This is a genomic window from Pseudomonas sp. MT92 (assembly GCF_058792515.1).
In genome coordinates this window covers 370,903-389,321 of record NZ_JBXAFA010000003.1, presented here as the reverse complement: position 1 = coordinate 389,321, position 18,419 = coordinate 370,903, and the positions used below count along the sequence as shown (strand labels likewise).

General features: G+C 59.8%; 16 protein-coding genes. 9 read left to right on the top strand and 7 right to left on the bottom strand.

The genetic code is table 11. From position 1 onward, the window contains the following. Positions 1-63: 63 nt before the first annotated feature. Together AC1Q6D_RS07620 and AC1Q6D_RS07615 are read right to left on the bottom strand one after the other, a co-directional pair. On the bottom strand, positions 64-543 hold the full coding sequence (locus AC1Q6D_RS07620) for a DUF934 domain-containing protein (RefSeq protein WP_103406653.1): 480 nt from the start codon (positions 541-543) through the stop codon (positions 64-66). Further along, complete coding sequence (locus tag AC1Q6D_RS07615) at positions 540-2,213, bottom strand: nitrite/sulfite reductase (RefSeq protein WP_103406654.1); 1,674 nt, start codon at positions 2,211-2,213, stop codon at positions 540-542. Before AC1Q6D_RS07615 ends, AC1Q6D_RS07620 begins: the two co-directional genes overlap by 4 nt. Positions 2,214-2,539: 326 nt before the next feature. Here AC1Q6D_RS07615 and ccoN point away from each other — a divergent pair, with 326 nt between their 5' ends. Together ccoN and AC1Q6D_RS07605 are read left to right on the top strand one after the other, a co-directional pair. After that, entirely contained in the window at positions 2,540-3,967 is a 1,428-nt protein-coding gene (gene ccoN, locus AC1Q6D_RS07610) for a cytochrome-c oxidase, cbb3-type subunit I (RefSeq protein ID WP_103406655.1), read from the top strand. Next, positions 3,967-4,188: a hypothetical protein gene (locus AC1Q6D_RS07605; RefSeq protein ID WP_047528444.1), complete on the top strand. Its 222-nt coding sequence runs from the start codon at positions 3,967-3,969 to the stop codon at positions 4,186-4,188. Before ccoN ends, AC1Q6D_RS07605 begins: the two co-directional genes overlap by 1 nt. A gap of 69 nt (positions 4,189-4,257) precedes the next feature. Here AC1Q6D_RS07605 and AC1Q6D_RS07600 read toward each other — a convergent pair whose 3' ends face one another. The 4 genes from AC1Q6D_RS07600 to AC1Q6D_RS07585 form a co-directional block, all read right to left on the bottom strand. Continuing rightward, a complete protein-coding gene (locus AC1Q6D_RS07600; protein WP_047528442.1) occupies positions 4,258-4,752 on the bottom strand; it encodes a hypothetical protein in 495 nt (164 codons plus the stop codon). Between the two features lie 113 nt (positions 4,753-4,865). After that, complete coding sequence (locus AC1Q6D_RS07595; protein ID WP_103406656.1) at positions 4,866-5,387, bottom strand: GNAT family N-acetyltransferase; 522 nt, start codon at positions 5,385-5,387, stop codon at positions 4,866-4,868. Between the two features lie 106 nt (positions 5,388-5,493). Then, positions 5,494-6,474, bottom strand: coding sequence for a LysR family transcriptional regulator (locus AC1Q6D_RS07590; protein ID WP_103406657.1), 981 nt, complete (start codon positions 6,472-6,474; stop codon positions 5,494-5,496). Between the two features lie 72 nt (positions 6,475-6,546). After that, positions 6,547-6,987 carry a carboxymuconolactone decarboxylase family protein gene (locus AC1Q6D_RS07585; protein WP_103406658.1) on the bottom strand — a complete coding sequence of 147 codons (441 nt, stop codon included), beginning with the start codon at positions 6,985-6,987 and terminating at the stop codon, positions 6,547-6,549. A 205-nt stretch (positions 6,988-7,192) separates the two neighbouring features. On the opposite strand from AC1Q6D_RS07585, the gene pdxR reads away from it, so the two are divergent. The 5 genes from pdxR to AC1Q6D_RS07560 all read left to right on the top strand — a co-directional run bounded on the left by pdxR (position 7,193) and on the right by AC1Q6D_RS07560 (position 11,320). Then, on the top strand, positions 7,193-8,626 hold the full coding sequence (pdxR, locus tag AC1Q6D_RS07580) for a MocR-like pyridoxine biosynthesis transcription factor PdxR (protein WP_103406659.1): 1,434 nt from the start codon (positions 7,193-7,195) through the stop codon (positions 8,624-8,626). Between the two features lie 123 nt (positions 8,627-8,749). Further along, positions 8,750-9,043 carry an antibiotic biosynthesis monooxygenase family protein gene (locus AC1Q6D_RS07575; RefSeq protein ID WP_103406660.1) on the top strand — a complete coding sequence of 98 codons (294 nt, stop codon included), beginning with the start codon at positions 8,750-8,752 and terminating at the stop codon, positions 9,041-9,043. 199 nt (positions 9,044-9,242) lie between these two features. After that, positions 9,243-9,662, top strand: a complete 420-nt coding sequence (locus tag AC1Q6D_RS07570) for a cupin domain-containing protein (RefSeq protein ID WP_047528432.1) — start codon at positions 9,243-9,245, stop codon at positions 9,660-9,662. A gap of 227 nt (positions 9,663-9,889) precedes the next feature. Continuing rightward, positions 9,890-10,600, top strand: a complete 711-nt coding sequence (locus AC1Q6D_RS07565; protein WP_103406661.1) for an ATPase — start codon at positions 9,890-9,892, stop codon at positions 10,598-10,600. A gap of 144 nt (positions 10,601-10,744) precedes the next feature. After that, complete coding sequence (locus AC1Q6D_RS07560) at positions 10,745-11,320, top strand: hypothetical protein (protein WP_146041541.1); 576 nt, start codon at positions 10,745-10,747, stop codon at positions 11,318-11,320. Positions 11,321-11,409: 89 nt separating this feature from the next. Here AC1Q6D_RS07560 and AC1Q6D_RS07555 read toward each other — a convergent pair whose 3' ends face one another. Further along, positions 11,410-16,305: an NAD-glutamate dehydrogenase gene (locus AC1Q6D_RS07555; RefSeq protein WP_103406663.1), complete on the bottom strand. Its 4,896-nt coding sequence runs from the start codon at positions 16,303-16,305 to the stop codon at positions 11,410-11,412. 505 nt (positions 16,306-16,810) lie between these two features. Here AC1Q6D_RS07555 and AC1Q6D_RS07550 point away from each other — a divergent pair. Both AC1Q6D_RS07550 and AC1Q6D_RS07545 read left to right on the top strand, forming a co-directional pair. Continuing rightward, positions 16,811-17,164, top strand: a complete 354-nt coding sequence (locus AC1Q6D_RS07550; protein WP_103406664.1) for a hypothetical protein — start codon at positions 16,811-16,813, stop codon at positions 17,162-17,164. 290 nt (positions 17,165-17,454) lie between these two features. After that, positions 17,455-18,414: an AAA family ATPase gene (locus tag AC1Q6D_RS07545; RefSeq protein ID WP_003218556.1), complete on the top strand. Its 960-nt coding sequence runs from the start codon at positions 17,455-17,457 to the stop codon at positions 18,412-18,414. Positions 18,415-18,419 lie beyond the last annotated feature (5 nt).

Below are 18,419 nucleotides of genomic sequence, written 5' to 3'. Positions count from 1 at the left end.
AGGTGCTGGGCGGGTCTATTGTGACGGGGGGACGGGTTCCCCCCCCAAAGCAGCCCTTCTGAGTCAACGCCGCCGAAACAACGGCCGAGGCTCTATCACCGAGCGTCCGTACAGCACGCTCATGCCGGCCAATCCTTTCAATGCATCCTCGGCAGATTTATCCGCCCGCACCGCAAAGCTGTCAAAACCGCATTGGCGCATGTGGCTGAGCTGGTCGCGCAGCACATCACCAATGGCTCGCAACTCGCCCGTCCAACCCAATCGAGTGCGCAGCAAATACGCCTGACTATAGCCGCGACCATCGCGAAAACTCGGAAAGTCCACGGCGATCAGCGGTAACTCGGGCAACCACGGCTTGAGGCCCTCCACGTCATCGTCCGGCCCCAGCCACAGCGCGTGTTGCCTCGGGTTTTCCAGCCAACGGGCCAGTGGCAGGATCAGCTTCCCCGCCGGCAATGGCACCTGCAGGTCCCGGACCAGCGTCCATGGATCGTCCTCGATCAGCTGTGCCACGCCCTCTTGCAGACGCAACAGATTGTTCATGCCGACACCTCCAGCACTTTTGGATAAACCGCCTCTTTGAACGGTTCCAGGCCGATGCGCTGAAAGGTATCGACGAACACTTCCTCGCTCTCGCGATAACGCACGAAGGTGTCGATGATCTGCTCGATCACCCCGGGCACTTCGGTGGCACTGAAGGACGGGCCGATGACCTTGCCCAGCGCACTGTTCTTGCCCTGGGCGCCGCCGAGGGTGATCTGGTACCACTCGCTGCCGTTCTTATCGACCCCCAGGATGCCGATATTACCGATGTGATGGTGCCCGCAAGCGTTCATGCAGCCCGAGATATTGAGGCTGATATCACCCAGATCGTGCAGGTAGTCGAGGTCGTCGAAACGCGCCTGGATGGCCTGGGCGATAGGGATCGACTTGGCGTTGGCCAGTGCGCAGAAATCGCCGCCGGGACAGGCGATGATGTCGGTCAACAAGCCGACGTTGGCACTGCCCAGGTTGTGTTCGCACGCCAGGCGCCAGAGCGCGAACAGATCGGCCTTGGGCACGTCCGGCAGGACGATGTTCTGTTCGTGGGCAATGCGGATCTCGGCGAACCCGAAGCGCTCGGCCCATTCGGCCACCGCCTCCATCTGTTCGCTGGTGACATCGCCCGGCGGCGCGGCATTGCCGGGTTTGGTCGACAGCACCACGCTGGCATACCCCGGCACTTTGTGCGCCTGCACATTGCGCTGCACCCAACGGGCGAATGCCGGGTGCTCGCTCAACTGAGTGCCGAAATCCAGGCTGGTGTCCGCCAGTTCGCGGTATGGCGGCGCAACGAAGGCACTGGCCACGCGCTCGTATTCATCTTCGGTCAGCTGTGCCGGACCGTCCCTGAGGTACTGCCATTCTTCCTCGACTTCCCGGGCGAACGCCTCAATGCCCAGGGCTTTGACCAGGATCTTGATCCGCGCCTTGTACTTGTTGTCGCGCCGGCCATGGCGGTTATACACCCGCAACACCGCCTCGACGTAGGACAGCAAATGCTGCCACGGCAAGCCTTCGCGGATCTGCAAGCCGAGGATCGGCGTACGTCCCAAGCCCCCGCCGACGATGACCCGCAGGAGCATTTGCCCATCGCTGCCAGGGTAAAGATAGAGGCCGATGTCATGCATCATGATCGCCGCCCGATCCTGCTCGGCCGAGCAGATGGCGATCTTGAACTTGCGTGGCAGGAACAGGAATTCCGGGTTGATGGTCGACCACTGCCGCAGGATTTCCGCCAGCGGGCGCGGGTCGATCATTTCGTCGGCCGCGACCCCGGCAAAGGCTTCGGTGGTGATGTTGCGCACGCAGTTGCCGGACGTCTGGATCGCGTGCATTTCCACCTGTGCCAGGCGTTCCAGGATGTCCGGCACTTCGGCCAGTTCGATCCAGTTGAACTGCATGTTCTGCCGGGTGGTGAAGTGGCCGTAACCACGATCGTAGTCGCGGGCGATGCTCGAAAGCGTGCGCATCTGCCGGGCGCTCAGCGTGCCGTAGGGGATCGCCACGCGCAGCATGTAAGCGTGTTTCTGCATGTACAGGCCGTTCTGCAGGCGCAGGGGCAGGAACTCTTCCTCGCTCAGTTCCCCCGCGATGAAGCGTTCGACCTGATCGCGAAACTGCGCAACCCGTTCGAACACCAACGCCCGGTCATAGTCGTCGTACTGATACATGTGGCTACCTCATCAGGATTTGGCACAAAACCCTGCAGGAGCGAGCCTGCTCGCGAAAAACGCACAGACAACGGGGGCATCCAGACAGCCCGCGCCATCGTTGACGCCCATCGCGAGCAGGCTCGCTCCTACAGGAGGTAGCACTATGGGCCGGCGCTGATTTTCATTACAGATTCAGATCTTTGTTAAAAAGCCGTATCAGTTGTGACTCAACCGGGACAAGGTCATTTCCAATCTGATCCGCATTAATGAACTTTTCCTGAGCCTGTTTTGTTTACGCCACGGTTTCTACAGTGCACGGCATTGCAACCGTGGAAGCATTGAACATGAGCACAACAACTGTCGGGCAAGCCTATAACTACAAGGTCGTGCGCCAATTCGTCGTGGCGACGGTGATCTGGGGCGTCGTGGGGATGGCGATGGGCGTATGGATCGCCTCGCAACTGGTGTGGCCGCAGATGAACCTGGATCTGCCGTGGACCACCTTCGGCCGTTTACGCCCGCTGCACACCAGCCTGGTGATATTCGGCTTTGCCGGCAGCGCGCAATTCGCGGCCAGTTACTACGCCGTACAGCGGACCTGCCAGGTACGGCTGTTCTCGGACACACTCGCCGCGTTCACCTTCTGGGGCTGGCAATCGGTGATTGTGATCATGTTGATCAGCCTGCCGCTGGGTTACACCACCACCAAGGAATACGCCGAAATCGAGTTCTCCGGCGCGGTGTGGATGACCGTGGTCTGGGTCGCTTACGCCATCGTGTTCTTCACCACGGTGGTGCAGCGCAAGACCAGACACATCTACGTCGGCAACTGGTTCTTCGGTGCGTTCATCGTGGTGATTGCGATGCTGCACGTGGTCAATCACCTGTCGATCCCGGTGGGCTGGTTCAAGTCCTATCCGGTGTATTCCGGGGCCACCGATGCCATGGTGCAGTGGTGGTACGGGCACAACGCAGTGGGTTTCTTCCTGACCACCGGTTTCCTCGGGATGATGTATTACTTCGTGCCCAAACAGGTGGGGCGTCCGGTGTACTCCTATCGCCTGTCCATCGTGCATTTCTGGGCGCTGATCACCCTGTACATCTGGGCCGGCCCGCACCACTTGCACTACACCGCGCTACCGGACTGGGCGCAGTCGCTGGGCATGGCAATGTCGCTGATTCTTCTGGCGCCGAGTTGGGGCGGCATGATCAACGGCATGATGACGCTGTCGGGCGCCTGGCATAAGTTGCGCACCGATCCGATCCTGCGCTTTCTGGTGCTGTCCCTGGCGTTCTACGGCATGTCGACCTTCGAGGGGCCGATGATGGCGATCAAGACCGTCAATGCCCTGTCCCACTACACCGACTGGACCATCGGCCACGTGCACGCCGGTGCCCTCGGCTGGGTGGCGATGATCACCTTCGGCGCGACTTATCACATGGTGCCGAAGGTATTCGGTCGCGAGCAGATGCACAGCACGCCGCTGATCAACCTGCATTTCTGGCTGGCGACCATTGGCACGGTGCTGTACATCGCCTCGATGTGGGTCAACGGCATCACCCAGGGCCTGATGTGGCGGGCGATCAACGACGACGGCACCCTCACCTACTCCTTCGTCGAAGCCTTGCAGGCCAGTCATCCCGGATTTGTGGTGCGCTTTGCCGGTGGCGTGTTCTTCCTTAGCGGTATGTTGCTGATGGCGTACAACGTATGGCGCACGGGACGGGTGGGCGACGTAGCCATGGCCGAACGGGAGGCTCAGATCGCCTGATGATTGAAATCGCACTGAATATTCTGGCAGCGGCGAGCCTGTGGCTGGGCGTCGAGTACTGCCTGAGAAGTCACTCGGCGCAAAGCCTCGATGACGCCAGCCTGATGCCGTTCGCCGATGACCCGGAAGTGGCGCGGCGGGTGGAACAGGCGACGGGGAAGACGGTGAAGGCCGTCGCCCCGCCAGCGCCGAAGCCGGGATGGGGCCACCTCGAACTCTGAGACAACAGCCAACCCCTGTGGGAGCGAACTGGCTCGCTCCCACAGGGGTCTGTGCATTGATCAATACGTTCAGTTGCGCTCGCGGGGGATCAGGCTTTGCAACTGTTGCGCCAGAAAGTTCGCATCGAAGGCGAAGGTATCCGGGTCCTTCAGGCCATTGGTCTTGCGCCACTGCCAGCCCTGTGACGGCGGCAGGCAAACCAGGGAAACACTGCCGTAGCGTGCGGCGGTAAAGCCCATCACCGCCACTGAAATCTGCCCACCGACACCCATCACATCCGGCACGAACTCCACCGGCTTACCGGCAATCAGAATGCTCAGCTTTTCGGTATTGAAGGTAGACGTCTCCACCGGGACACTCGGCCCCGAGGCGACATAGGCTTCACGACTCACCTCCAGCAGATTCGGCGCCTTGACCGGTTCCAGCCACTGCTGGATCTGATCGAACAGCTCGCCAATGCGCTTGGCCCACTCGGCCGATTGCGTCTCGAACAATTGCTTCTTGTGCGCTTCGCTGTCTGCGTAATGACGAAGCATCTCGCCCAGTTGCTGTACGTCGTCCATCGCGGTGTTCCTTTGGTTGAAGCGGTGCTGCGGACCCTGAGCATGGCAGAAGCGCGCCGCTGGCGTGCGACTAAAAGCACGAGCGGCGCTGGCGTTTGCCCTGAACCGGTGATTCAACCGGCGTTACGTGGGCGACGCAGGCGCGCCATGCTCAAGGTATCGACGAATACCCCGTCACGCACCGCGTAATCGCGAAAGATCCCTTCGGTTTCAAAGCCAAATTTGCGATACAGGCCGATGGCAGCCTCGTTATCGGTATAGACGGACAGTTCGACCCGCCGCAGATTCATCCAGTCATCGGCGATATCCAGCGCCGCCGCCAACAGTGTCGAACCAACGCCCTTGCCCTGCCACGCCTGCGCGACCCCCATGCCGAAAGTCCCCGCATGGCCGCGACGGACACGTGAATACTGCTCAAGGGTGATACTGCCGACAACGGCTCCCTGGTGCAGCGCTACCAATTGAACGATTCGTTCGTTGTCCGACGCCAGGCGCTTGCGCCAGGTCTCGCTGGACGGAAACGGCATTTGCAGCGTCTGCCGGGCGACCATGGGGTCGTGGTAAAGCGCGGTGATGCCCTCGATGTGGGATTCGTTGAGGCGTTCGAGGGTGATGACAGGGTCGATGGCGGGCATGGGTGACTCATCCTTGATACAGACATGGCTGCTCACTCTATATCGCAAACTTGCTGGCTGGCGAGCACCCTGTGAGAGCTGGCTCGCTCCCACATTTTGATTGGGCTCAACCTTCGAACCACTCCCGGCGCTCGTTGAAGGTGCCGTTGATCAACTCGACGATCATCCGCACCTGTGCATCCGCCTCGGAGTGGCGATTCACCGCCAACCAGACCTGACGCTGCATCGGCAGGTCGAACAGCTCCGGCAAACCGATCAGGCCACGGTCGAAATGGCTCATGTAGCCGGGCAACAGGCCAATGCAGGCGCTGCAACGAATCATTTCCAGCATCAGTTCATAGGAATGCAACTGCACCACCCCGGCCAGGCGCTGGTCCACCAGATTGTTCCACGGGCGAAAACTGTCGACCTGCCAATCATGCTGCCATTGCACGAGCAGGAAATCGGCCAGGTCATCAAGGCTGTCCGGGCGCGAAGCGACCCTGGAGTAACGTTTGGCGATATGCGGCAGGTAGTCGAGACGCGCCAGGCACCGGGGTTCGCTGATGGCAAAACTCGGCCCGGGCAGCGCTGAATCGGCGCCAGACAACCACAGCACCACATCGGCACTGACCGCTCGCAGGGACAGCTCGCTGTCGAGGCTGATGATGTCCAGGCGCACGCTGGCATTGCGCCGCAGCAAGGCCACCAGGTCGCGCCCGAGAATGTCATGCAGGATCGATTCGGCGACGGCCAGGCGCACCAGCGGCTGTTCGATCACCGGCCAGTCGCGCTCGTGGGCCAGTGCGATCAATTGCGAATGCAGTTGCAGCCCGTCACGACTGAGGGCGACGCCATTGTCCGAGGGGCTGAACAATGAGCACTGCAGCTGTGTTTCCAGTTCCGCCAATTGCTTGCGTAACCGGGTCGCCTTGATATTGAGGCTGCGCGCCGCCTGCATGAAACAGCCAGAGCGCGCGGTGACGCTGAAACACTGGGCCAGCACCGGATCGACATCTGCCGCCAGTGTCCGCCAGGGCACGCTTTTATCGAGGGGCGCGTCATACTCGGCAATGCGCCGACGGCTGCCGGTTCCCATGATTGGCATTGATGACTCCCTGTCCTTCTATCCGTGCGATTCATCCTGCGCACCTTTCATGAACGCCGTATGACAACCCGATCAGGCACTGGGGCTTTGCCGGAAACTCACCGCCAGGCGATTCCAGCTATTGATGGTCGTGACGGCGATGGTCAGGTCGACCAGTTCAGCTTCACTGAATTGCGTCCGCGCCTGCTCGTAGACGTCGTCCGGCACGTGGCTTTCGGCAAGCAGGGTCACGGCCTCGGTCCAGGCCAGGGCTGCACGCTCGCGCGGGTTGAAGAAGTTGCTGTCGCGCCAGACCACAATCGAGTAAAGGCGCCGGTCGGTCTCGCCCAGACGCCGGGCATCCACCGAATGCATGTCGGTGCAGAACGCACAGCCATTGAGCTGTGAAGCGCGGATCTTGACCAGGTGCAGCAGCGCCGGTTCGATGCTCAAGCTGCTGGTCAAGGCCTCCATCGCGATCATGGCTTTCATCGCCTTGGGTGACGCGCTGTAGTAATCCAGGCGGGGGTTCATGACAGGCCTCGTGCAGCGAGAATGTGTAATTCACGGTATCCGTTGTTACCCCTGCGTTACAGGTCCAATTTGGCGAAAAAACCGTGGACCACCCGCCTCCAGACCAATTGACGGTTTTTACGCCACGCAACTTCTGCATCACCGGCGGATGGGGGTAATCTTGCGCGACGCACACGCGCCTCAATTGCCCCGGAGCTTCGCCGGTATGGAACTGCATGTTGTCATCAATGGCCGCAAGGACCTGGCAGGTCAGCTGTACAACCAACTGCGCAGCGCCATCGAGTCCGGGCGCCTGGCGGCGGGGACGCAGCTGCCACCCAGTCGCCTGCTGGCCGAGCAACTGGGCATTTCACGCAAGACCATTTCCGACACCTACGCTCAACTGACCTACGAAAACTTCCTTACCGGAGTGATCGGCAAAGGCACCTACGTCAACGCCCGGGCGTCGAAAGTCGAGCGTAAACAGAGCCACTCGGAACTGGCCGGATTCGAGGTCATCGAATCCTGGCGCAACCTGCCGGTGTTTCTGCGCCACCCGACACTCGAAGGCTCGTTGCGCTACGACTTCATTGGTGGCGCCACCAGCAAGGGCCAGTTTCCCCAAGACGACTGGCGGCGCTGCACCTCCCACGCCTTGCGGCAGATCTCCGCGTCCAAAGGCTTCTACAGCCTTCCGGAAGGCCTGCCAGCACTGCGCAATGCCATCGCCCGGCACATCGCGTTTTCTCGCGGGGTCAATTGCCAGGATGAAGACGTGGTGGTGTGCAACGGCGCCCAACAGGCCCTGGACCTGATTTCCCGGGTGCTGACCCGCCCGGGCAGCATCGTCGCCATGGAGGACCCCGGATACCCGCCCGCGCGCCTGCTGTTCGGCACCCACGGCGCCACGGTGATCGGCGTACCGGTGGATGGGGAAGGCATTCAGGTGGACAAGATCCCCCTTGGCACCCGGCTGATATATGTGACCCCGTCGCACCAGTTCCCGCTGGGCATGCCCATGAGCCAGGAACGGCGCGTGGCGTTGCTGGCAAAGGCCCACGAGCTGGGCGCAATCATCATCGAGGACGACTACGACAGCGAATTCCGCTACGAGGGCCGACCCACGGACTCGCTGCAAAGCATGGATGAGCGCGGAATCGTCGCCTACGTCGGGACCTTCTCGAAAACGCTGCTGCCGGAGTTGCGGCTGGGTTATGCGATTCTGCCGCCGGCGATTCTCGATGCGGTGGTACGCGCCAAGCAACTGACTGACCTTCACACCTCTACCCTGCCGCAATGGGCGCTGGCCAAGTTCATCGCCGAAGGCTGCCTGCTCAAGCACATACGCCGTTGTCACAGCATCTACGCCAGTCGACGGGAACGGATACTGGCGCGCATCGCCACTGACCTCTCGCCATGGCTGGAAGCGGTGCCGACCACGGCCGGTTTCCACATGGTGGTGTTGTGCAAGGTGCCGATCGATGTACCGCTGGTGATCGAACTGGCGAAAAAAGTCGAAGTCGGGCTCTACCCCATCAACAGTTTTTTCTACCAGCAAGCGCCGCTGGCCGGGCTTTTCCTCGGTTTTGGCGCCATTGATACGCTGGACATCGACACCGCTCTGGATCGCCTGCGCGACATCTTGCAGCAAGTCGCCTGACGGATTGGTCTGCGACTTTATCCGGCGATTGGCTATTGGTGGTCCGGGGGTGCAGGCCTATCCTGCATAGGCGTTATCTCTCAATGAGCAGGATTCGTCCGGCCTGATTCAGGAGTGTGAGCAATGCCCAACCAAATGATCAATACCGTCAAGGTGAAAGCCGTCTCCGGCCGCTCGGACGAGCTGGGTAAGCAACTGCAAAAGATTGTCGAGACGCTGCGCGATCTACCGGGCTGTGAGTCCTATATGGTGGACCGTTGCCCCGACGACAGTAATCGCTGGACCGTCAGCTCCCATTGGCAATCCGAAGCGGCCATGCAATCGCATTTCAACAGCCCTCAAGTGCAGGGATTCATCGACCTGATCGATTGCCAACTGGCCAACGCCGTCGACTTCAACAGCTTTCCGATTCGTTAAGAACGCGATTAAAGATCGCAGCCTTCGGCAGTTTCTACAGGGCATGGGTACCTCTGTAGAAGGTGCCGGAGGCTGCGATCTTTTTTTGCCTGTAAACCTGACATTGGTCCCCTGGACTTCCCGAATATTGGCTGTTTTTTTGTTATGGGTGGCGGACTAGATTGGTCCCGGACAACTCACCCATTGCAGGTAATGAACCATGAACGTTTTGCGCTTCTGTACTGCCCCTTTTGTTGCCCTGGCGCTGGTCGTTTCCGCCTCGGCGTTCGCCCATGAAGCCGGTGGTCCTTCGGAAAAGGTCACGGTGTTGCAAGATCAAATGCTGCAAAACGCGCCTGGCAAAAAAGCCATGATGATCGAAGTCGACTACAAGCCAGGGCAATCCTCCATTGCACACAAACATGAGGGCACTGCCATGGCCTACGTGTTATCCGGGGCCGTCACTTCTCAGGTGAAGGGCGAAAAAGAACGGACCTATAAGGCCGGTGAGTATTGGTACGAACCAGCCGGTTCCGAGCACCTGGTGTCGAAAAACGCCAGCAAAACGAAGCCTGCAAAGCTATTGGTGTTCATGGTGCTCTCACCGGACGAGAAAGTGCTGATCCCGTTGGAAAACTGATGGCTGAACGTACAGCCATAAACAAAAAAGCCCGAATCATTGATTTGGGCTTTTTTATATCTGCCGGCAATTAACCGAAAAGTTTTAAATCAAACAAAACTATTGCCCGGCGGATAACTACGGATATTGACTACTGCATGGGAGTCAAGCGGTTTAGTCTGGAATGACGGCCGCTTAAAACCGGCTATTTAACTTTCCGACTGATGTTGTTTCACTGGAGAAACACCATGAAACTCGCGCTTGTCAGTACCTTGACAATGACCGTCCTAATAGCCGGCTGCTCCATACCCACCGCTCCTTCGGCGGTTTCTTCTCTGGACGGCATGTTCACCCAGCCGGTCGGACGCAGCAATGCCACGAGCATTCCCAACGCCCACAATGTTTCGCTGGGCATCGTCTACAGCCGCAACACCCAGGCCAACCGCGCCTACCTGCAGGATTACCAGGCCAACGCCGGTACCGGTTTCGGCCAGAGCCTGCTGGTGCAGCCGATTCACGATGCCTACGTAGCCACCTCCCAACCCGACCTGGCCGTGGATTGGATCAAGGCCTCGTTGCAACGCCAGTTCGGCTCGGTCACGGTGTACCCGGACATGCAAAGCCTGAAGGCGGCCAAACCGGACGTGGTCGGCATCGTCGACAGCCGCAGCCAGTTGATGACATCGCGCAGCTCGGACATCGAGGCGAAGGTCAGCGTGGACTTCTACGACAAAAACCTGGGTTACATCGGTACGGCGCAAGGGCATGACGCCAAGGCGATGAGTCCAGTGTGGGCGGACTACAAGCGCAGTGAAGAAATCGTCGCGGATATTAACGAACAGCAAAACGTGCAAGTAAGAGCACTGCAGAAGTTTGACCAGTCACTCAGAAATTTATTGACCAAGCCGACAAGTAACGTTTCGATGATCGACAAAACCAAAGAGCAACAACTGTATTGAGACTGCGACAATCAATGTGAGCAAGCCCCGATTTGGACAGGAAGGGTTTGCTCACAATTAATCAATGCCACGACTTTTAAATAGCGATACCTTCAGTTCCGCGCAACAGCGCCAATAACCATTTTTTCGGACAAGGACGTCTACATGACTAAAGACCAGGAAAGATCCTTCATCGCCCGCATCACTTGCGCTGGAATCAACATGACATTTTTTGACGAGTTGTTGAGCCCGGGGCATTTCCAATTCAACGGACGCAGTTCTCCACTACCTCCAAATATAGTGTCGACATTTGAAGCCTACGATCCAGCCACCCAAACAATGCTCCCTGTAGGCCGAAGAAAAATGAAGACCATGGTCGTCCACTTCAAGTGCTATGACGACTACTACAACATCCAGATTGTGAGCGAAGCCTACTATCAGAAATATTTCAGCAAGGACGGGCAAGGCGTACTGGGTGCCTATCCGGCCGCCGGCGGTGATACCACCTCCTTCAATTTACTGAGCGGCAATCATCAAATCATCACTCTGGATGATTTGAACAGCTCCCAAGCGGCCCTTCACTTGAAAGCGCGTAACGCCGGCATCATCAAAAAGGAAATCTGGCGCGACCCGGCGTACAGCACTTGTTTCACCGATAAATCCGGAGACATCGCCACGTTCGAGCTGGATATTCTGGAAAGGCACGTCGCTACACCCGAACGCTCTACCCCCTACACCTGAGTGATCGATCCCTGGGCCGACGTGTTGTCCGCCCTCAAATAAAAAAGCCCCGCATCTTTCGATGCGGGGCTTTTTCATTCAACGCCTGATCAGGCCGCCGGTTCCAGCTCGGCGACCGCAGCGGCAGGAACTGCCGCTTGACCGCTCAATGCCAGGTCCAGCAGTTCGCGGTTGGCCACCGCGTACATGGCGTAGTCAGTGCCGCTGGCGGCACGGATTTCCACCAGCATGGCGCGCCAGCGCTCGATCATGCCCTCGTTCTGCTGCATCCACAGCTCCAGACGTGTTTCCACGTCCAGGGTGCCGTCACCCTGCTGCAGGACCGAGATGGTGATCGCACGTTGCTGCCAGTCGACGTCATCGCGGAACGCTTCGCGGGCCAGCGCCTGCCAGTTGTTTTCAACCGGCAGAGCGCTGATCTGTTGCAGGTACCAGGTGATGTCCAGCGCACTGCCCACGGCGAAGTAGGCCTTGGCCACCTCGGCCGGATCCTGGCCAGTCACGTCGGAAGCCTCGATGATCGGCAGCAGGGTGTACAGGTGCGAAGTACCCGCCACCATACGCGCCAGCAACTCCGGCACACCGGCTTCGACATACGCCTGATAACGGGTTTGCCAGGTTTCGCGGATCTCGCCACTGAGCAACTCGTCCAGCTTGAGACCCAACTCCTTCAGGTGCGGACCGAAGTGTGCGACGTCACGGGCAGCGTTCTGCTCGTTGCGTCGGGCGCGCAGGAACCAGCGCGTGGCGCGACGGCCCAGGCGCATCAGCTCGTCCATCAGCTCCAGTTGCACGTCGGCGGAGACCTGGTAGTCCAGGGCTTCGATCTGACGGAACCAGTGCGGGAGGTGGAAAATATCGCGCACGATCACATAAGCGCCCGCCACGTTCGCCGGGCTCATGCCGGTCGACTCTTTGAGTCGTTGAACGAAGGTAATGCCCATGTGGTTGACCAGATCGTTGGCGATCTGGGTGCTGACGATTTCGCGCTTGAGGCGGTGACGGCGCATGGCGTCGGAGAACTTGCTCACCAGGGTCGGCGGGAAAGCGGTTTCCATGTCGCGTGTCAGGTAGTCATCGTCCGGCACCAGCGAGCCCAGCAGCTGCTCCTTGAGGTCGATCTTGCTGTAGGAAATCAGTACCGACAGCTCGGCCCGGGTCAAGCCATGGCCTGCCGCGATGCGTTCGTTTAGCTGGTCTTCCGACGGCAGGAACTCGATGGCGCGATCGAGTTTGCCGCGACCTTCCAGATCGTTCATCAGACGCTTGTACTCGGCAATCCGCGGCAAGGCGCGACGGGCCGCCAGGGACAGGGCCTGGGTCTGCTTGTAGTTGTTGCCCAGCACCAGACCACCGACTTCGTCGGTCATGCTCGCCAGCAACTGATTACGTTGCTTGTCGGTCATGTCGCCGGCCTGAACCACTTCGTTCAGCAGGATCTTGATGTTCACTTCGTGGTCGGAGCAGTCCACGCCACCGGCGTTGTCGATGAAGTCGGTGTTGGAGCCGCCGCCATTGAGGCCGAACTCCACACGACCCAGTTGGGTCATGCCCAGGTTACCGCCCTCGCCCACCACTTTGCAGCGCAGTTCGTTGCCGTTCACGCGCAGCGCATCGTTGGCCTTGTCGCCGACATCGGCGTGGCTTTCGCTGCTGGCTTTGACGTACGTACCGATACCGCCGTTCCACAACAGGTCCACCGGCGCCTTGAGCAAGGCATTGAGCAGTTCGGTCGGGGTCAGCTTGTCAGCCTTGATGTCGAAGCGTTCCTGCATCTGCGGGGAAATCGCAATGCTTTTCGCGCTGCGCGAGAAGATCCCGCCGCCTTCGGACATGAGGCTGGTGTCGTAATCCGACCAGGCCGAACGCGGCAGGTCGAACAGGCGCTGACGCTCGGCGAAGCTGGTGGCCGGATTCGGATTCGGGTCGATGAAGATGTGCAGGTGGTTGAACGCAGCGACCAGTTGCAGCTTGTCGGACATCAACAAGCCGTTACCGAACACGTCACCGGCCATGTCGCCGACACCGACCACGGTGATGCTGTCTTTCTGGACGTTGATGCCGCGCTCGCGGAAGTGGCGTTGTACGCCGACCCACGCGCCCTTGGCGGTGATGCCCATTTTCTTGTGGTCGTAACCGGCCGAACCACCGGACGCAAACGCGTCGCCCAGCCAGAAGCCGTAGTCGATGGCGATGCCGTTGGCGATATCGGAGAAGGTTGCAGTGCCCTTGTCCGCCGCCACGACCAGGTACGGGTCATCGTCGTCATGACGCACGACGTTGGCCGGCGGCACCAGAGCGCCGTCTTTCAGGTTGTCGGTGATGTCCAACAGGCCCGAAATGAAGATGCGGTAGCAGGCGATACCCTCGGCCGCGATCTCGTCACGGCTGCCGCCCAGTGGCAGGCGACGCGGCAGGAAGCCACCCTTCGCGCCGACGGGCACGATGACCGAGTTCTTCACTTGCTGGGCTTTTACCAGGCCCAGGACTTCGGTACGGAAGTCTTCTTCACGGTCGGACCAGCGCAGGCCACCGCGAGCGACGTTGCCGAAGCGCAGGTGCACGCCTTCGACGCGCGGCGAGTAAACGAAGATTTCGAACTTCGGTACTGGCTTTGGCAGCTCTGGAATCAGGTGCGGGTTGAACTTGAAGCTGAAGTAGGACTTGTTATGACCGTTGGCGTCGGTCTGGTAGAAGTTGGTGCGCAGGGTCGCCTTGATCAGGTCCAGGTAGCGACGCAGGATGCGGTCTTCGTTCAACACCTGGACGTCGTCCAGTGCGCTCAGGATCGCTTGTTCCAGACGTTGCTGCTTGTCTTCCAGGTCATCGCTGGTGAGCTTGCGCGCCAGGTAGAAACGGGTCTTGAACAACCGGGTCAGCTCGCGAGCGATGTCAGTGTGGTTGTTCAGGGTGCTGGCGATGTAACCCAGATCGAAGCCCAGGCGGATCTGCTTCAGGTAACGGGCGTAGGCACGCAGCAGCGCCACGTCACGCCATGGCAGACCGGCGGTCAGCACCAGACGGTTGAACGCATCGTTCTCGGCATCGCCGCGCACGATGTGGACAAACGCGTCCTGCAAGGTGTCATTGAGTTGCTGGATGTCCAGTTCCAGGCCTTCAGCGGCGGTGAACGCGAAGTCGTGAATCCAGAACTCGCGGCCATTGGTGTGACGCAGGCGATACGGGAACTCACCCAGCACGCGCAGACCGAGGTTTTCCAGGATCGGCAGCACGTCGGACAGCGCCAGCGGGGTATCGGCGTGGTACAGCTTGCAATGCAGCTCACGCTGGCCGGAGACTTGGCCCAGCGGCTGATAGAAGCTCATCACCAGCGGATTTTTTTCGCTCAGGCTCAGCAGGTGTTGCATGTCGACCACAGCCGAATGGGCGGCGAAACGCTCGCGGTAACCGGCCGGGAAACCTTTCGGGAAATCAGCCAGCACGTTGGTGCCATGGGCTTCGCCGAAGCTTTCGACCACCAGGCTGGCGTAGTCGTCCTGCCAGCTGCGGCAGGCCTGCACCACTTCTTTTTCCAGCAGCAGCGGGTCGATGTCGATGCGGTTTTTCGGGTCGACGCGCAAGATCAGTTGCACGCGGGCCAGCACGGATTCGGAGAAGAAGGTCCAGAACTCGCAATCGGAGGCTTTCAGGCGATCCATCAGCACTTGCTGGATCTTCTGGCGCACTTCGGTGGAGTAGATATCACGCGGCACGTAGGCCAGGCAGTAGCAGAAGCGGCCGTACGGGTCTTTGCGCAGGAACACGCGAATCTTGTTGCGTTCCTGGATCTGCACGATCGACATCACGGTGCTGAACAGCTCGTCCACCGGGGTCTGGAACAGATCGTCGCGCGGCAGCACTTCAACCACCTGCGCCAGTTCCTTGCCCAGGTGAGCCTTGGCCTGGAAGCCGGAGCGGCGTTCGATTTCCTCGACCTTGCGACGGATGTAAGGGATGACCCGCACGCTCTCGCCATACACCGACGAGGTGTACAGGCCCATGAAGCGGCATTCCTTGATGACGTTGCCGTTGGCGTCGATTTCACGGATCGACACGTAATCCGGGTAAGCCGGGCGGTGTACACGGCTCGGGTGCGCAGCCTTGGCGAACGACAACAGGGTCGGTTCGCGCAGGTAGTTCACCGCGTAGTCCTCGATGCGCAGGTCATCGTAGGTCAGGCCGGTACGCAGCAATTTGGTCAGGCCGAGGAAGGAATTCTGGTCGTAGACGATGTGACCGCCATCGGCCTCATCGCGCACCACGAACTCTTCATAGCCCAGGAACGTGAAGTGATTGCCCACCAGCCATTCCAGAAAGCTCTTGATCTCGGCCTTTTCGCCGGCATCGACCGCGAACTGGCTGTTGTCCAGGCCGGTAAGGATTTCCTGGACCTTGGCTTTCATCGGTTCGAAGTCGGCCACCGCGACGCGTACTTCACCGAGCACTTGCTCCAGCTCTTTGGCCAGTACGTTCAATTCGGCGGTGTTGGCGCAACGGTCGATTTCCAGGTACATCAACGACTCTTGCAGGATGCCGTCGCCCTGGGTGCCTTTCGGCAGGATTTCCAGCAACTCGCCCTTGCTGCCGCGACGCACGCTCAGCACGGTGGTTTGCAGGGTATGGATGCTGTAGCCGCGACGGTTCAGCTCGGTACGCACCGAGTCCACCAGGAACGGCAGGTCATGGTGCAGCACTTCGACCGCGGTGTGGGTCGACTGCCAGCCATGACGCTCGTAATCGGGGTTGTAGACGCGCACTTGCGGTTGCGCGTGATCGAAGCGCTCAAGCAGGCGCCACGCAGAAAGGGTACAGCCAGCGAGGTCGGACAACCGACGCTGGGTCAGTTCATCCAGGGAAATGATGCCGAAGAATTGTTCAGCAAACAGCGCCACTTGTGGCAGTGCCTGTTCACTGATGTGCTGCGCCAGTGCCGCTTGCAGTTGGTGCTGGAAGTCGGCTTTGCTGGCTGCGGTGAAGAACGCCATCTGTGGTACTCCGCTTGGGCTTGTTATTGATGGAAGCGTCGCGTGCAAAACCCCTGTTCGGGGCAACCCGTCACCCTGTTCCTGATTCTCGGGCAGAGGAAACAGGACGACAGGTGGGTGAAGCTGGACGAGACACTCAGGTCACATTCACCTTCCATGGATGGGCATCTGCAAAAACGACTGGGCTGCGTGCAGCTCAATGCCTTTACAGGTGCTCATCCGTTGCGCAGCTTAACGAGTGCGGCAAGGCCCGTGCTTGCGGTGCTGCGACATATTCGGTCAACGGTACGCTGCTTGGTGGCGACGCCATCGAACAACACTAGCAGCCATATGGAGTTTTGGGCGTTTTATGCCCGGATTGACGGCACATCCGTACCAGAAATGACCAGCAACACTTTGGTCGTTCACGACTCACTCGCGGACACTGAACGAGCATAAACAGGCGAGGACTGGCAGAATCGCCCTTTGTTCGCCTTCACAACGCTCGCCGAGCCAGGAATCCCCCATGCAAATGACCACCCCCCTCTTGATCGTCAACCCGTGCGATGAAGAAGAAGACAACATGGCCATGCTCTGCTGCCACAGCGAGAAGGGCGAAATGTTCCTGATGAGTCGCTACCCGGACGAGGACGAGCTGGAAATCACGCTCGATGGCGAGCCGTCGACCCTCGATGGGGTGAAAGTCACCCTGAGCCCTACCCTGCTGAAGATCGAAATTGCTGCAACGGATGCCGATGCGTTGAATGGGGATGATGTGCTGGAGATCACTCACAGCACCGATGCGAGTGATCTGGCGGAAGTCGAGGAAACCTTGCAGAACATTCTCAAGGGGACCGGGACTTACATCCGCAACATTTGACGGTGCCTGAGCAGGCTTCATCGCGGGCAAGCCCGCTCCCACAAGGTCTGGATGTGCAGCACAGATAGTGAGCACACCGCAGATAACTGTGGGAACGGGCTTGCCCGCGATAGCGTCGTGAAGCCCCAACCTGCCTCCCTGCCTGTCAAGGTTACGGCGCCTCGCCAATCATTTCCCCCACTTTGCGCAAAATGCCGTTAGTCGCCGCCCCCCGCGATGGATTAAAGTAACGCCCCCAGCCCTGGCGTTATTCGAACGTCTTCGGTCACCCTTTCCAGGAACAGTCATCGATGGAACATCGTGAAGCGCTGCTCGCGCTGCGAACCTTTCTTTCAACGCAGATTCTCGGCCAGGAAAAACTCATCGAGCGCTTGCTCATCGCCCTGCTTGCCGACGGCCACATGCTGGTCGAGGGCGCCCCTGGCCTGGCCAAGACCAAGGCCATCAAAGAACTGGCTGAAGGCATCGAAGCACAGTTTCATCGCATTCAGTTCACTCCCGACCTGTTGCCCGCCGACATCACCGGCACAGAGATCTATCGCCCCGAAACCGGCAGCTTCGTCTTCCAGCAAGGTCCGATCTTCCACAACCTGGTGCTGGCGGACGAAATCAACCGGGCCCCGGCCAAGGTTCAGTCGGCCTTGCTCGAAGCCATGGCCGAGCGTCAGGTCAGTGTCGGGCGCAGCACTTATGAGCTGTCGCCGCTGTTTCTGGTGATGGCCACGCAAAACCCCATCGAGCAGGAAGGCACCTACCCGCTGCCCGAAGCCCAGCTCGACCGTTTCCTGATGCACGTGAAAATCGGCTTCCCCGATGCCGCCGTCGAGCGGCGGATCCTGCAGCAGGCTCGCGGCGAAGCGCTGAACGGCGAGACCAAGCCCGAACGCAGGGTCAGCCAGCAGGCCATCTTTGCCGCGCGCAAGGAAATCCTCGGCTTATACATGGCCGATGCCGTGGAGGAATACCTGGTGCAACTGGTCATGGCCACGCGGACACCGGCCAAATTCGACCCGGAGATGGCCGAATGGATTGCGTACGGCGCCAGTCCTCGCGGTTCGATTGCCCTCGACCGTTGCGCCCGCGCCCACGCCTGGCTGGCCGGGCGCGACTTCGTCAGCCCGGAAGACATCCAGGCCGTGCTGTTCGATGTGCTGCGCCACCGCATCATTCTGTCCTTTGAAGCCGAAGCCGCAGGGATCGACCAGGATCGGGTGGTCCAGCGGATTCTCGACGTCGTAGCCGTCGCTTGACCCCG

What these genes read in the sequence shown, in the direction of transcription:
- AC1Q6D_RS07620 (WP_103406653.1), bottom strand. Translation starts at nt 543, where the DNA reads ATGAACAATCTGTTGCGTCTGCAAGAGGGCGTGGCACAGCTGATCGAG.
- AC1Q6D_RS07615 (WP_103406654.1), bottom strand. Translation starts at nt 2,213, where the DNA reads ATGTATCAGTACGACGACTATGACCGGGCGTTGGTGTTCGAACGGGTT.
- ccoN (WP_103406655.1), top strand. Translation starts at nt 2,540, where the DNA reads ATGAGCACAACAACTGTCGGGCAAGCCTATAACTACAAGGTCGTGCGC.
- AC1Q6D_RS07605 (WP_047528444.1), top strand. Translation starts at nt 3,967, where the DNA reads ATGATTGAAATCGCACTGAATATTCTGGCAGCGGCGAGCCTGTGGCTG.
- AC1Q6D_RS07600 (WP_047528442.1), bottom strand. Translation starts at nt 4,752, where the DNA reads ATGGACGACGTACAGCAACTGGGCGAGATGCTTCGTCATTACGCAGAC.
- AC1Q6D_RS07595 (WP_103406656.1), bottom strand. Translation starts at nt 5,387, where the DNA reads ATGCCCGCCATCGACCCTGTCATCACCCTCGAACGCCTCAACGAATCC.
- AC1Q6D_RS07590 (WP_103406657.1), bottom strand. Translation starts at nt 6,474, where the DNA reads ATGCCAATCATGGGAACCGGCAGCCGTCGGCGCATTGCCGAGTATGAC.
- AC1Q6D_RS07585 (WP_103406658.1), bottom strand. Translation starts at nt 6,987, where the DNA reads ATGAACCCCCGCCTGGATTACTACAGCGCGTCACCCAAGGCGATGAAA.
- pdxR (WP_103406659.1), top strand. Translation starts at nt 7,193, where the DNA reads ATGGAACTGCATGTTGTCATCAATGGCCGCAAGGACCTGGCAGGTCAG.
- AC1Q6D_RS07575 (WP_103406660.1), top strand. Translation starts at nt 8,750, where the DNA reads ATGCCCAACCAAATGATCAATACCGTCAAGGTGAAAGCCGTCTCCGGC.
- AC1Q6D_RS07570 (WP_047528432.1), top strand. Translation starts at nt 9,243, where the DNA reads ATGAACGTTTTGCGCTTCTGTACTGCCCCTTTTGTTGCCCTGGCGCTG.
- AC1Q6D_RS07565 (WP_103406661.1), top strand. Translation starts at nt 9,890, where the DNA reads ATGAAACTCGCGCTTGTCAGTACCTTGACAATGACCGTCCTAATAGCC.
- AC1Q6D_RS07560 (WP_146041541.1), top strand. Translation starts at nt 10,745, where the DNA reads ATGACTAAAGACCAGGAAAGATCCTTCATCGCCCGCATCACTTGCGCT.
- AC1Q6D_RS07555 (WP_103406663.1), bottom strand. Translation starts at nt 16,305, where the DNA reads ATGGCGTTCTTCACCGCAGCCAGCAAAGCCGACTTCCAGCACCAACTG.
- AC1Q6D_RS07550 (WP_103406664.1), top strand. Translation starts at nt 16,811, where the DNA reads ATGCAAATGACCACCCCCCTCTTGATCGTCAACCCGTGCGATGAAGAA.
- AC1Q6D_RS07545 (WP_003218556.1), top strand. Translation starts at nt 17,455, where the DNA reads ATGGAACATCGTGAAGCGCTGCTCGCGCTGCGAACCTTTCTTTCAACG.